The following is a 14318-nucleotide window of genomic DNA, read 5'->3' on the forward strand; positions in this document are numbered from 1 at the left end:
CGCGGCAACGGGGCACCCACCGCGCGATCCTGTCCCTCGATGACTCTCGCGGCCCCCGCCGGCCCCCCGGCCTTACCGGCCGCCAGCGCCATCGGGATCATCGAACGCCTGCGAAGAGCCGCAGCGCAGGAGACGCGAGGTTCGGTTGCCGTCAGGCCGGCGTCCGCTTGCCCAGCACCCGCGGACCCCTGGCGCCCGTGGCGCCCGGCACGTTGCCGGGCTGGCCGGTGAGGTGGAGGTAGCCCAGCAGGGCGAAGGCCACGGCTTCCTTGGCCTCCCCATCGAAGAACAGCTCGTCGAATCGTACCACGCGTCGCGGGGCCAGGCGCCGCGCGATGGCGTCGACCAGGGCCGGGTTGCGCGCGCCTCCTCCGGACACCACAACGTCCGCCACCGGCTCAGGTACAAAGCGCGCAAAGCTGTCGGCGATGGACGCAGCGGTGAACTCCACGGCCGTTGCGATCAGGTCGGGGTCGCTCGCGCCCGGGCGCTCGCGACGACAGGCGGCCATGAATTCCGCGATCCAACCGGGCGTGAACAGCTCGCGGCCGGTCGACTTGGGGGGCGGCGCGCTGAAGTACGCGTGGCCTAACGACGCGGCCACCACGCCGGGGATCGCCGTGCCGGCGCGCGCCAGGCGGCCGTCCTCGTCGTAACGCCTCGACGGGTCGAGCTGCCGCACGATGCCGTCGATCACGACGACGCCCGGGCCGGTATCGAACGCGCGCACCGCCGCCGCGTCCCCCCCGGGCGGTACGATGGTGACGTTGCCGATCCCGCCAAGGTTCTGCAGCGCACGGAAGTTCCGCGGGTCGGCAAAAAGCAGTCGATCGGCGATCGGCACGAGGGGCGCGCCCTGCCCTCCGGCGGCCATGTCACGGACGCGGAAATCGCTGATCACGGGAAGCCCGGTACGTTCGGCGATCACGGCCGACTCGCCGGTCTGCCAGGTGGAATGATCCGGGATGTGCCAGATCGTTTGTCCGTGGGACGCGATGCCGGCGATGTCGGCCCGCGGCACACCGGCCTGGGCAATCACCTGCTGCGCCGCCGCGGCGAGCCATTCACCCAGGTCGACGTTGAGACGGCAATACGTCTCGGGGGTGCCCCCCACCAGCGCGCTCCCCAGCCGCTCGCGCTGTGTGGCGGTGTACGGCGCCACGTCCCACGCGAGCAACTCGGCCGACACGCGCGCGCCATCCTGCGAGAATCGTACGACCGCCGCCGAGATGCCGTCGAGCGACGTGCCGGACATGAGGCCGACGAGGATCACGACGCCACCTCTCCCTCGACAAGCGCATCCGCACGCACCGGCGGCGGTCCCCCCACCACACGGCGGATCACACCGCCGCCTTCCACCAGTGCCGCCGCGGCCGCGGCGCGATCCACGCCCAGCTTCTGCATCACGATGGCAAGCTTCACGCTGCCGCCCGATTGTTCGAGCAGCGTACGCGCCACGTCGACACCGACGCCGCACACCTCGACCAGGATGCGCTCCGAGCGATCCTTCAGCTTGAGGTTGGTCGCGCGCAGGTCGACCATCAGGTTGCCGAAGGTTTTTCCGATGCGGATCATCGCACCGGTGGTCAACATGTTGAGGATCATCTTGGTGGCCGTGCCCGCCTTGAGGCGCGTTGACCCCGTGACGACCTCGGGCCCAGGCACGGCGATGATCGCGAGATCGATGGTGGCGACGAACGCAGGCTCGACGGGCGTACAGGCAACGAGCACCGCACGTGCGCCCAGTTCGCGGGCGCGCGTCAGGGCGCCGCGCACGAACGGCGTCGTACCGGAGGCCGCGATACCAACGACCACGTCCTTCGCATTGACCCCGTGTTCATCCATCGTCGCCGCCCCGGCCGAGGGATGGTCTTCGGCACCTTCCTGCGATCGGAAGACGGCGCGTTCTCCGCCGGCAATGATGCCCTGCACCAGTTCCGGATCGCTGCCGAACGTCGGCGGACACTCGCTTGCATCGAGGATGCCGAGCCGGCCGGAGGTGCCGGCCCCGACGTAGAAGAGCCGGCCTCCATTGCGGAACGCTCCCTCGACGAACTCGATGGCCCTCGCAATCGGTTCGCGCTGGGTGGCCACGGCGTCGGCGACTCGGCGGTCTTCGCCGTTCATGATATCGACGATCTCCAGCGGCGAGGCGAGATCGATCGCTGCCGAGGCCGGGTTGCGTTGTTCGGTAACGCGGGATTCGGGGCGTGGCGGCACGAGGTACCTGAGGGTCGAGGGCGCAGGGACGAAGTGAGTCTCGACCACGCCTGGCGGCGGCGCGGCGGCGCGTGGCACTAACTTACCGCCCTATGCGCTCACCATGCAGGCGTTCGAGGCGGGCGTTCCATGTACGGACGCGCGGCGTCCCCAGGCTCCGGTGTGTCGACTGATGCCACGTGCGCGCACCCTGATGATCGCCACGCTGCTCGGCCTCCCGGCCGCGGCAGGCGCACAGCGCCGCGACGACAGCGGCGGTGGCGAGCGCGCCTGGTTCGCGAGCGCGAGTGCCGGGATCCAGTTTGGCCCGCTCGTGCTCGACGATGCGTCCTCGTCACGATGGGATATCGACGCCGCGTTCAGCTGGCGAGCCACCGTCGAACGCGCGGTATCGCCGGGCGTCACGGCCGGCCTCGCGTTCAGCCACGCGCGATTGCCGATGACCTATGTCTCGACAGCGGCAAGCAGCAGCTGTGCCCGATGCGCCGCGGACGTCACCGTCTCGTCGTACGGCGGCATCGTGCGCGTAGGCCCTGGCAGCGCACGCGGCTTCCATCAGGTGCTCGAAGTCTTCGTCGGCGCGCTCCGATATGGGAACTTCGAGCAAGTGTCCCCACGCGGACGGCTGGCGCCTGCGTCCAACACGGACTTTGCCTTTGGCGCCGGCTACGGCTTTGCCTATGCGATCGGCAACGACTACGCCATTCAGCTCGTCCAGGACGCGGTCAACGCATTGCACGAACGGAGCACGCAGGGTGGTGGGCGGCTGGCGCGACACCTCTCGACCCGACTCGGCGTCCGCGTGGGGTTCTAGCTGGCGCACGCGTCCTGATGCTCGACGAGCCGACCGCGGGAGTGGCGGCCCTTCGAGATCGACCTGGAGACCCCCGTTCCACCGTCCACGTTGCGGCGTTCCAGTCGTGGGTCGACCCACTACCGGCGTTCCAGCGACGGCGCGCGCGGCGCACCGATTCAGTATCGTTCGGGTTCTGATGTATCCAGCGGCGTGTCATCCGCACGTCGTATCTCCGGCCTCACCATCATGCGCGCCATCGCCGTTGTCCTGGTGCTGTTCATCGTCGCCTGCTCCCGCGGGACGCCGTCGTCGTCGCTCCGTGCGACCGACATTCCCCCACGCCGCGCGATGGCGTTCCCCGAAGGGTGGCGTTTCGCGGCCGGCCAGCCCGCGGCGTTCGGTGAGCGGTTCATGATCGCCAGCAACGAGCGGCGCGCGTCCGATGCCGGGAACGAGATCATCCAGGCGGGCGGCAACGCCGTTGACGCGGCCGTGGCCGTCGGGTTCGCGCTTGCGGTCACCTACCCCGTCGCCGGCAACGTGGGCGGCGGCGGCTTCATGGTCATTCGCATGGCCGACGGACGCTCGGCGGCGATCGACTATCGCGAGGTCGCGCCCCAGGCCGCATCACGCGACATGTACCTCGACGCCCAGGGCAACCCAACCAACGAAAGCATCATCGGCTACCGCGCCTCCGGTGTACCCGGCGCCGTGGCCGGTATGGCCGAGGCCCTGGCGAAATACGGGACCATGCCCCTGTCGCGCGTGATGGAGCCGGCGATTCGCCTCGCGCGCGATGGCTTTGTGGTCGATTCGCAGTTCCATTCGTCGCTGGCCGGGAGCCGCGACTACATCACGCGCTTCGACGGGCGGGACGTTTTCTATGTCAACGGGCAGGCCCTCCCGGTCGGCACGCACTTTCGGCAGCTCGCGCTTGCGCGGACGCTGCAGCTGATCGCCGACCAGGGCCCTGCGGCGTTCTATCGTGGCGAGGTAGGCGATTCGCTCGTCGCCGCCATGAAGCGCGGCGGCGGCATCCTGACGAAGCAGGACCTGGAGAACTACCGACCCGAGTGGCGCACACCGATCCGCAGCACCTATCGCGGCTACACGCTCTTCACCATGCCTCCCGCGTCGTCAGGCGGCGTGACGATCACCGAGACCATGAACATGCTGGAGACGTGGGACTCGCTGCCGTCCTTTGGCAGCGCCGCCTATGCCCACGTGTTGTCCTCGGCGTACCAGCGGGCGTTCATCGATCGCAACAGCAAGCTCGCGGACCCGAAGTTCGTGCCGGTGCCGATCGCGGAGCTGACGAGCAAGACGTACGCGCGGGCCCTGGCGAAGACCATCGACCCGGCGCGCAAGACGCCGACGCCGCCGAACGGGGCGCAGATCGTCGACGGGATGCACACCACGCATTACTCCGTGGTCGACGACAAGGGCAACGCCGTGGCGACGACGACCACGATCAACAATGGCTACGGCTCGGCGGTCTACCTGACGAACGTCGGCTTCTTCATGAACGACGAGATGGATGACTTTGCGACCGCGCCCGGGAAACCGAACATGTTCGGACTCGTGCAGTATGAGCAGAACGCGATCGCCCCCGGCAAGCGGATGCTCAGCGCGATGTCGCCGTCGATCGTGCTGGACCCGAAGGGCGAGCTGCTTCTCGTCGTTGGGGCTGCCGGCGGGCCCCGCATCATCACCGCCACCTCGCAGGTGATCCTCAACGTGATCGATCACCGCATGTCGCTGTCGGATGCGATGCGGGCCCCGCGCCTGCACCATCAGGCCCTGCCCGACACGCTCATGTACGAGACCGGCGGGCTGTCGCAGGCGGCGCAGGACTCGCTCCGCCGCATCGGGCACGGCCTTCGCGCGATCGGCGGCATTGCCAATGTCAACGCCGTGATGCGGGTCAAGGGAGGTTGGGAGGGTGTCAGCGAGCCGCGATCAGGCGGGACGGGAGGGACGTCGGCTCGTTAGGCCGCCCGCCGCTGTGGGCCTGATCGCGGATCTGTGGGCCGCAGCATCCTCCCGGCGTGCCGGGCACGAGATTCGTCGATCGCGCGCATGGACGAGCCTCTCCGCGTCGCGGTCGGCAAGGCGTCGTCGCGTCATCCGGGCCCCTTGCCCGGCGACAGCCATGCCACTCCGATTCGCAATCGAGGACGAGCCACTCCGCGTCGCGGTCGGCAAGGCGTCGTCGACTCATCAGCGCCCCTTGCCCGGAGACAGCCATGCCACTCCGATTCGCATCGAAGTGGCATGGCTGTACCTCCGTGTGACTCGATGGCCCGCGCGGCACGTGGTCGCTGACTACGCGCCTGCGCGCACACGCACTACGCGCCAGCCACCGTCACTGACGAGTTGAGCTTCACCACGATGTCGGCGCCCGCGTTCAGGCAACCCTCGTAGTTCGCGGTAGCGGCCGCTGCGGCGGCACCCGCCGCCGCGCCGGCGGCGGCACCGATGAGCGTGCCCTTGCGGTTCTTGCCCAGCACCTGACCGAGGACGGCGCCAACTGCGGCGCCCCCAGCGACCTTCTTGGCGTCGTTCCCGGTGGACGAGTTGCGGACGCGATCGATGGTGGCGGTTTGCACGTCAGCGTCGAGCGGATACGTCTTGCCGCCAAACGCCACCGAGATCACGCGCAGGCCGATCACGATCTGGTCGTTCGTGTTTTCGCTGCGCTTGAGTTCCGTGAGTTCGAGCGTCACATCGGCGCCGGCCGGGATCATGACGCCGTTGCTGCCGGCCACGTTGTCCGCGACGGTCGCGGTAAAGCGATCACCGACCTTGTTGGTGTTGGTGCAGACCTTGTTGGCCGCATCGAGCTTGATCGTCGTTCCCGCGGCAATCGCGCCACCGGCCTTCTCGGCCACACCAGTGCCCTTCTCCGACGTGTTCCCGGATGGCGTGGTATTGGTTGGCGTCGGTGCCGGTGGTGGCGTGGGCGTAGGGGTCGGCCGCGGTGGCGGCGATGTGGGCCGCGGGCGCGGGCGTGTGGGCGCCGGCGTCGCGGGCGCGGGGGCGGCGGGTGCCGGCGTCTCCGCTGGCGGCACGTCCTGCAGTTGGGGCTGCACCGCGGTGTCCGCGCCCGCACGCGCCAGGTCGCGCTGCAGCGAGGAGTCGTTGGCGAGCGCGTCCTGCTTTGGCTCACGCGAGCAGGCGGCAACAGCGATCAATGCAAGCGCGGCGCTCATCACGCGGCCGCGTCGGAAGGCACGAGTCATCGAGGGCCTCGGCGGTTCGGGAAAGGGGGACGCCACAAGATACCCGGTCAGGGTGCCTTTGGTGCCTTTGCTGGTGCGCCGCGACGGCGCACTCGACCACGGCCGAGCGGATGAGTCGCTGGCGACGTGATGCCAGTCACCAGACACGGGAGCGGCGGCGGTACGGAGAGGCGAGTGGCGCGGTACGGAGAGGCGAGTGGCGCGGTACGGAGAGGCGAGCGGCGGTACCGAGAGGCGAGCGGCGATACGGAGAGGCGAGCGGCGGTACCGAAAGGCGAGCGGCGGTGGTACCGAGAGGCGAGCGCGACGCTCAGAGCCGCTCGAGCAGAAAGTCCGGCGTGAACCGCGTGAGCCAGGCGGCGAGCATCGTGAATCGATTGGTGACCATCAGCAACCCGATCGCCACCATCACCGCGCCGGTCCCGCGCGAGAGCCATCCGATCTGGCGCCTGACGCGACGGAAGAACGCCATGAAGCGATCCACCGCGAGCGCGGACAGGATGAACGGCACCGCGAGGCCTAACGAGTACGCGGTCAGGAGGACGACGCCGCGGCCCAGGCTCTCCTGGCCGGACGCGTACATCAGGATACCGCCAAGGATCGGCCCGATGCACGGCGTCCAGCCGGCGCCAAAGGCAATACCGACGAACACCGTCCCCGCATAGCCCATCGGCTTGTCCTTGAGGTGCAGCCGCCGATCCTGCGCCATCCAGCCGATGTTCAGGAAGCCCATGAGGTACAACCCGAACACGATGATCACCACGCCTCCGACCTGGCTGATCCAACCGCGATTGGCCGCCATGATCTGGCCGAACCCGGACGCGATCGCGCCAAGGACGATGAAGATCAGCGAGAACCCAAGCGTGAACAGCAGGCCATGCACGAGTGCCGTGCGACGTGCCGAGGCCGTCTGGACGTCGTCGATGGAGAGGCCGGTGATGAACGTGACGTAGCTCGGGACCAGCGGAAGGACGCACGGCGAGAGAAACGAGAGCAGACCCGCCGTGAATGCGATGAACAACCCGATCGTCGGTGCTTCCATGCGTCAGGCGCTCCGGGCCCACGCGGGCGCATCCAGCGCCGCACGCAGCGACTCGCGGGAATAGCGCTCCGGGTCCGCCTCCTCGCCGGCGCGCCGCACGACGCCGGCGATGACCTTTTCTAGCGTATCGAGCGGCGCATCGGCCTGGTGCACGATCTCGAGGTCCCACTTGCCGCGGTCGGGACCCTTCACGAGGAGCTTGTAGCGCGCGCAGAGGATCTCCAGCCGGCGGCGGCTCTCGGGCTCGCGCTCCTGCGGGCGTTCCGGCGCCGGCAACGCAAGCAGGTCGCCTAACGCGACGGTCTCCTCTCCGTCGATCGGTGCAGCGTCAGCCAACACGACATCAGCGGCCTCCATCGGGATGCTCACCTCCGCGTACCCGGCAAGGCTCTCGTATTCAACGACGACGCCCTCGGAGGCGACTTCCCATGTCGCCTCCCGGTCCACGGCGACGTCCACATCGAGATGCTCGGCGCGCACCGGCAAGCCGCCTGCGGCCAGCTCGGGCGATGGTGCATCAACGATCAGCGCGTCATCAGGCCCGGGCGCATCAGCGTGAACCTGGATGAGCTCGGGCTCGTCCGCGTGGGGATGCGCCAGTTCGACCTCCACATCGGCGACGACCCCAACGACGCCCAACGCATCCCCGGGCTCGACCGCGATGGTACTCGACGCGAGCAACGTATCGTCAGCGACAACTGCCGGCGGCGGCTCCACCGCGAGGACCGCAAGGCCGCTTTCGATCCCGCCCTGTCGAATCGCCGGGAACAGCCGCACATCCACGATGCGTGCCTCGGGAACCCGCTCCAGCACCGCCGTCAGGAATCGCCACGCGGTATCGTTCACAACGCGCGCTCCATGTTGGTCATGCTGCGGGCGCGCCGGTGCGCTGGGCCGCCGTGCCGGAACCTGGAGTCCATGAGTGTTCCCGGATGAAATGGTCGAGGGGGAAAGATAGTGCGCCGTCGAGCCGGGCCGAACCGGCTGGCCGGCACCGCGGGTGCTCACCGCCTGCTTGCCAGCCTACTACAGAAGGCTCTGCGGATCGCGGTCGATCGTGAGGCGAAGCGCATGTCGATCGGGGAGTTCGTAGCGGGTGGCCAGGTACTGCAACACGCTGGTGAGCAGACCGCCGTCCGACGAGCGCAGGAGCAAGTGCCAGCGCCACCGCTCCTTGATCCGATCGACCGGACATGGCGCGGGGCCAACAACGGCGAGACCGGACAGCGACCGCGCCCGGACCAGGCGGTTGAGCCATTGTGTCGCGCCCTGCGCGGCCTCGGCAACCGCAGACTCGTCGAGCCCGCTCACCACGACGTTGGCCAGACGCGTGGTCGGCGGATACGGCGGGGACGTTCGTCCCTCGAGTTCCTGCGCGACGAACGCATGGTAGTCGTGCGACACGGCGCACTGGATCGCGTGGTGTTCGGGCATGCGCGTCTGGATGACGACGTGGCCGCCCTTCACACCTCGGCCCGCGCGGCCGGCCACCTGGGCGAGGAGCTGAAAGGCGCGTTCCGACGCGCGGAAGTCGGGAAGGTTGATACCGACGTCGGCATCGATCACGCCGACCAGTGTCACGTTGGGGAAGTCGAGCCCCTTGGCGATCATTTGCGTGCCGAGAAGTACGTCGACCTCACCGCGTCCGACCTTCTCGAGGATGTCGGCGTGTGCCCACTTCCCGGTCGTGGTGTCCATGTCCATGCGCGCGATGCGCAGCGCCGGCATGCGCTCGCCGAGCAATCGCTCGACCTGCTGCGTCCCGAGGCCACGCTGCCGCACGGTCGCGTGCCGGCAGCGACGGCATTCCGTGTACGGCGCTTCGCTGTGTCCGCAGTAGTGACACGCGAGCCGATCGGGATGCCGGTGATACGTCAGCGAGATCGAGCAGTTTGGGCACGCCGCCACGTCGCCGCACGCGTTGCACTGGAGGAACGACGAGTAGCCCCGCCGGTTGAGCAGGAGAATCGCCTGTTCGCCCCGCTCCACACGCTCGACGAGCGCGCGTTCGAGCGGCGCGGAGAGCACGCGCCGAAACGGATCGCGCGCCGCTGACGGACGCTGTTCAGGCGACGGGAGTCGCTCACTCGGCTCCGCTGCGGTTGCGGGAGGGCGCGAGTCACGCAGATCGACCACTTCCACACTCGGCAGGGTGCTGCCGCCCACACGATCGGGGAGGGCGACCAGATCGACGTGGCCGCCGCGCACACGGGCCCACGTGTCCAGCGAGGGCGTGGCGCTGCCGAGGACGACGACGGCGCCCTCGTGCCTGGCGCGCACGATCGCCACGTCGCGCGCGTGATAGCGCGGCGCTTCGCCCTGTTTGTAGCTCGCCTCATGCTCTTCGTCCACGATGATCGCGCGCACGCGATCGAGCGGGGCAAAGATCGCCGAGCGTGCACCGACCGCGATGCGTCGCTCCCCGCGGTGCAGGGCGCGCCACGCGTCCAGTCGCTCGCCGTCGCTCAACGCGCTGTGCAACACGGCGACCTGATCGCCGAAGACCGCCCGGAAGCGCGCAACGGTCTGCGGCGTGAGCGCGATTTCCGGCACGAGCACGATCGCACTCGACCCCGGCTCGGCGAGCACGCGACGCAGCACGTCGAGGTAGACCAGGGTCTTGCCGCTTCCGGTCACGCCATGGAGGAGCGTGACCTGGCCCGGGCTCCGCGCGCCGATGCGCTCGATCGCCGCCGCCTGCGCCGCTGTTGGCTCGTGTCGCACGGTTGACGCCGCGGAACGCCCGGCGAACGGGTCTCGCAGCACCGACTCCTGCTCTATGCGAACGAGCCCGCGCGCGGCGAGCGAGGCCACGACGCCGTCGGTCACACCGAGTGTGGAGATGATGGAGGCCGCCGTGGCGCGGCCGCCGACGTGCTCCAGGTATTCGTAAACGACGCGCTGTTTGGGCGAGCGCCGGAAGGCATCGTCGCGAGCCATGAGGGAATCGAGCAGCCGCTCGATCACCACGACTCGCTGGCGCTTGCCCGGCGGAGCGGGAGCGGTCGCCGAGGTGAGGAGCACCGGCAACGCTGACCGGAGCGCGACCCCAAGCGGCGCGACGTAGTGTTGCGCCATCCAGCGGCAGGTTTCGAGCAGTGCTGGCCTGATGGCCGCCTCGGCGTCCGGCCACGCGTGGACGGCCTTCAGGACGCGGGGCGAATGGGCGTCTGGCGCGTGGGAGTCCGGCGGGTCGCCGTCATGCGAGCCGACGACGATGCCGATCTCCCGTCGACTCCTGAACGGCACGACGACGCGCGTGCCAGCCGCAATGTCCGTCGGGGCATCGGGGCCCACGGTGTACCGGAAGGTGCGGTGGAGGGGGAGCGCGAGCGCGACGTCCACGAGTCGTGGCATCCGGCAAAGTCTAGCGCGGTGGTGGCCGTGGTGTTTGCACCACGTTGCCTGAGCGGCTCGGCGGTCGACTCGGGGGCCGTCCGACGAGTTGCGCGGCCGGCGTTTGCGGTGCTGAGGAAAGGCGGGAACCCGACACAGGCCTGGCCGCTATGATCCATGTGTCACTGATCCCCCGCCCTGACCGCAACGCCGTGGCCCGACCCGCAACCGTCACCGCGCCGCACGACAAGGTCGACCTTCGAGCCCTGATCGACACGCACGGCTACGTCGTGCTCTACGACGGCGTGTGCGGGCTCTGCAACGGCTTCGTTCAGTGGGTGCTGGCGCGCGACCCTTCCGGTACGATGCGTTTCGCCACGCTCCAGGGACCCATCGGCGACGCGGCCAGACGTGCGCTGCCGCAGATCGCGGACGTGGACTCGGTGGTGGTGCTGTACAAGGACGGGGCGTGGGTGAAGTCGACCGCCGCCCTCGAGGTCGCGCGCTATGTCGGCGGCGCCTGGGCCATCGCCGTGGCCGCGTATGTCATTCCGCGGGTCGTGCGCGATGCCGTTTACGACGCCATCGCGCGTCGTCGCTACGGATGGTTTGGCCGCTACGACAGCTGCCCGATCCCCACACCCGAGCAGCGCGCGCGATTCCTGGACTGACGACGCGCCGGACCACCAGGTCGGACCTGCCGTGACTGGGCGAAAGCGAACGCCAGGGGCCGTGCCCTACAGCGACGCGACGGCCGCGCTGGCGGTGCGTCGTGCGAGAAAGGCCGCACGCTGGCCGCTCCGGTTGTCGCCCTGCGCAAGGAACGACAACAGCGCGTCGGCCAGCTCGTTCCCGGTCTGGTACCTGTCGTCGGCCGCCTTGGCCAGGCAGCGCATGACGATGTTCGACAACTCCGACGGCACGCGCGAGTCGACGACGTCCGGCGCGACGGCCTGCTCGTGCACCTGCTTGTAGCCCACCGAATACGAGTCGGCCCCGTCAAACGGAGGAAAGCCGAGCACCATTTCGTAGAGCATCACGCCCACGGCGTAGAGATCGCTGCGGCCGTCGACCATCTTGCCCATGGCCTGCTCGGGCGACATGTAGTGCGGCGTGCCCATCGCCCGGCCCATGCGTGTGAGGCGGCCGTGAAAGCGGGCCGTGGCAATGCCGAAGTCGGTGAGCTGCGCGTGCCCGTCTTCGTCGAAGAGCACGTTGTCCGGCTTTACGTCGCGGTGGACGATGCCTCGCCGGTGCGCGTAGTCGAGCGCGGTCGCCACCTGCGCGCAGATGGAGGCCGCGGACGCGGGGGCCACCGTCTTGTCCCGGATCAGCACATCGGCCAGCGAACCACCGGCCAGGTACGGCATCACGAGAAAGACGAGGTCGTTCAGTTCGGTGAAGTCGAGGATGGGGCAGATGTTCGGGTGATACAACTGCGCGCTGGCCTCAGCCTCGCGGCGAAACCGCTCGCGCATCTCCGGATCTTTGGCGAGGTGCTGGTGGAGGACCTTGATCACGAGCGGCCGATCGAGCTTGGCGTGTTGCGCGTAGTACACGTGCGCCATGCCGCCGCTGCCCATGCGACGCGTCACACGATACCGGCCACCGGATGAGCGGCGCAGGTTCGTGAGCTCGCTGTCCGGCTGCTCCATCGGCGGGCCCGAGACCTCGGGCAGCGGCGCCGCGCATCGCCCGCATTGCACCGCGCGGGTACGGTTCCACGTGCCGCACTCGGGACAGAACACCTAGCCTCCGAAGTGCAGACGCACGAAGTCGTATGCGGGCCAGGGTCCCGACTGCTCGATCGTCACGGCTTCCGAACGCTGCTGTTCGTCGCGCACCGCATCGACAAACGCTGACCACTTCTCACGATCGACGAGGAACGAGCTGTCGGCGACCCGTGCACCGTGCTCGGCGGCCTCGGACCGTGATACCGTCGCCACGGCGTGGCGGGTGAGCACGCGCATGGAGTCAAAGACGGCCGCTTCGAAGTCGGGGCCCGCGGCATCGACACGAGCGACCATGCGTACGCGAGCGGCGGCTTTGTCGTGAACAAACTCCAGGCCCTCGCGGAGGGCGACATAGTGCAGCTCCATCCAGCGCACGAGCGCGTCGCGCGAGCGGAACACCGCACCAAATGGCACCGGCACCACGGGCTGGTTCGTGAACGCTCCCTCGACCACCGCGCGGTACTCGCCAATCGCGAGCGACGTGGCGTCCACGCGCGCGTAGGGCACGCGCCTGACGAGTGCGATCAGGTCGCGGAGCGACACGACGTCCACCTCCAACGACCGCGACAGCGTACCTGCGTCACGGGCCACGACGGCAAAGAGCATGACACCTTCGCTCCCGACTGCCGCCTGGCGGCCACTGAACGATCGAATCACAACACTCCGGAGGTAATGGACCCACCGACCCGATGCCCGGTGCCGCTGCCTTTGTTGAGCGCCACCGACTCTGCCCGAGTATCGGTGGAACGCGTGCCAGACTCGAACAGAACTTTCCGACCTGCGCCGCGCTTCCGCGTTCGTCTCAGGACGACTGCGGGGGTGTGCTTCGTCACAACCCCAGCGACCTGCTTTCCCGTTCATTCCCAACGAGTTACGCAACGGCGACCGACACGGTGACGGTTCGGGTGAACCACGAAACCCCATCGGTCCGCTGGAGTCGTGTCACGGGGCCGGTCCGCACGCGCGCGCCCGCGCCCCACCGTGTTGTGTTCGCCCTATCCCAGCGCCCGGAGATGCGTCACACAGGCCTCGCCGAGCCGCGCGGGATCATAGCCGCCCTCGAGCGCGCTGACTACCCGACCACCGCACCACGCGGTCGCTTTCGCCACGACCTCCCGCGTGAGAAGGTCGAAATGCTCCATTTCCAGCGTGAACCCCCCCAGCGGGTCGCCCCGGAGGCTGTCGAACCCGGCCGAAACGAGGACCAGTTCCGGGGTCCACCCGTTCGTCGCGCGGTCGATCGCGGTCCGCAGCGCGTCGACATAGCTCGCGGCAGGAAGCCCAGGGGCCATCGGCACGTTGAAAACTGTGCCATGCGGCCCCCGATCTTCTGCCGGACCCGTGCCCGGGTACCAGGGCCACTGGTGCAATGACACGAAATGGATGTCGGGCTCGGCTTCGACGAGCGCCTGCGTCCCGTTGCCGTGGTGCACATCCCAGTCGAGGATGAGCACGCGCCCGATGCCGTGACGCGCGCGCGCGTAGTGGGCCGCAATCGCCACGCTCCCAAAGAAGCAGAAGCCCATGGCGTGGGCGCGCAGCGCGTGGTGGCCGGGCGGTCGCACGGCGCAAAAGGCACGAGAGGCGCGGCCGTTGAACACCATGTCGACGCCGTCGAGCAGCGCGCCGGTGGCTGCCGTTGCCGCTTCCCAGGTACCGTCGCTGGCCACGGTGTCGGCGTCGGCTCGGCCACCTCCTGCCGCGGCCAGCGCACGCACCGCATTCACGTACGCGGGGTCGTGTGCGAGTTGAAGCTCCCCCTCGGTTGCGTGCCTGGCTTCGTGATGCAACAGGGATTGGTACAGATCGAACTCGTTGCGCAATGCGCGTGGGATCGCGCGCAGCCGCCCGACGTGCTCGGGGTGATGCCAGCCGGTGTCGTGGCGCCCGCAGTCGGCGTGCGAGATGTACGCGACGCTCACGCCAACCCCGTCGAAGCGCCCGATGGT

General features: G+C 68.9%; 11 protein-coding genes and 1 pseudogene. 3 read left to right on the forward strand and 9 right to left on the reverse strand.

Features of this window, described 5'->3' with window-relative positions:
* Positions 1–151: 151 nt before the first annotated feature.
* Positions 152–1273 carry an anhydro-N-acetylmuramic acid kinase gene (locus IT361_13990; protein ID MCC6318788.1) on the reverse strand — a complete coding sequence of 374 codons (1122 nt, stop codon included), beginning with the start codon at positions 1271–1273 and terminating at the stop codon, positions 152–154.
* Positions 1270–2220: an N-acetylmuramic acid 6-phosphate etherase gene (gene murQ, locus IT361_13995; GenBank protein MCC6318789.1), complete on the reverse strand. Its 951-nt coding sequence runs from the start codon at positions 2218–2220 to the stop codon at positions 1270–1272. Before murQ ends, IT361_13990 begins: the two co-directional genes overlap by 4 nt.
* 172 nt (positions 2221–2392) lie before the next feature.
* On the opposite strand from murQ, the gene IT361_14000 reads away from it, so the two are divergent.
* Together IT361_14000 and ggt are read left to right on the forward strand one after the other, a co-directional pair.
* A complete protein-coding gene (locus IT361_14000) occupies positions 2393–3034 on the forward strand; it encodes a hypothetical protein (GenBank protein ID MCC6318790.1) in 642 nt (213 codons plus the stop codon).
* A gap of 192 nt (positions 3035–3226) precedes the next feature.
* Positions 3227–5008, forward strand: a complete 1782-nt coding sequence (gene ggt, locus IT361_14005) for a gamma-glutamyltransferase (protein ID MCC6318791.1) — start codon at positions 3227–3229, stop codon at positions 5006–5008.
* Positions 5009–5475: 467 nt separating this feature from the next.
* Here ggt and IT361_14010 read toward each other — a convergent pair.
* The 4 genes and pseudogenes from IT361_14010 to priA all read right to left on the reverse strand — a co-directional run bounded on the left by IT361_14010 (position 5476) and on the right by priA (position 10657).
* Positions 5476–5562: pseudogene (locus IT361_14010) on the reverse strand (glycine zipper 2TM domain-containing protein).
* 1006 nt (positions 5563–6568) lie between these two features.
* Positions 6569–7300: a sulfite exporter TauE/SafE family protein gene (locus IT361_14015; GenBank protein ID MCC6318792.1), complete on the reverse strand. Its 732-nt coding sequence runs from the start codon at positions 7298–7300 to the stop codon at positions 6569–6571.
* A gap of 3 nt (positions 7301–7303) precedes the next feature.
* Positions 7304–8146 (reverse strand): hypothetical protein, encoded by an 843-nt coding sequence (locus IT361_14020; GenBank protein ID MCC6318793.1) that lies wholly within the window; start codon positions 8144–8146, stop codon positions 7304–7306.
* 180 nt (positions 8147–8326) lie between these two features.
* Positions 8327–10657, reverse strand: coding sequence for a primosomal protein N' (gene priA / locus IT361_14025; protein MCC6318794.1), 2331 nt, complete (start codon positions 10655–10657; stop codon positions 8327–8329).
* Between the two features lie 149 nt (positions 10658–10806).
* Between priA and IT361_14030 the strand changes: the two genes are divergently transcribed.
* Complete coding sequence (locus tag IT361_14030) at positions 10807–11307, forward strand: DUF393 domain-containing protein (GenBank protein ID MCC6318795.1); 501 nt, start codon at positions 10807–10809, stop codon at positions 11305–11307.
* Between the two features lie 66 nt (positions 11308–11373).
* On the opposite strand, the gene IT361_14035 is transcribed toward IT361_14030, so the two are convergent.
* From IT361_14035 to IT361_14045, 3 genes are all read right to left on the reverse strand, one after another.
* Positions 11374–12384 (reverse strand): protein kinase, encoded by a 1011-nt coding sequence (locus IT361_14035; protein ID MCC6318796.1) that lies wholly within the window; start codon positions 12382–12384, stop codon positions 11374–11376.
* Positions 12385–12975 carry a GvpL/GvpF family gas vesicle protein gene (locus IT361_14040; protein ID MCC6318797.1) on the reverse strand — a complete coding sequence of 197 codons (591 nt, stop codon included), beginning with the start codon at positions 12973–12975 and terminating at the stop codon, positions 12385–12387.
* 389 nt (positions 12976–13364) lie between these two features.
* Positions 13365–14291, reverse strand: coding sequence for a histone deacetylase (locus IT361_14045; GenBank protein MCC6318798.1), 927 nt, complete (start codon positions 14289–14291; stop codon positions 13365–13367).
* Positions 14292–14318 lie beyond the last annotated feature (27 nt).

Source organism: Gemmatimonadaceae bacterium, from assembly GCA_020846935.1.
Taxonomy (GTDB): Bacteria; Gemmatimonadota; Gemmatimonadetes; order Gemmatimonadales; family Gemmatimonadaceae; genus RBC101.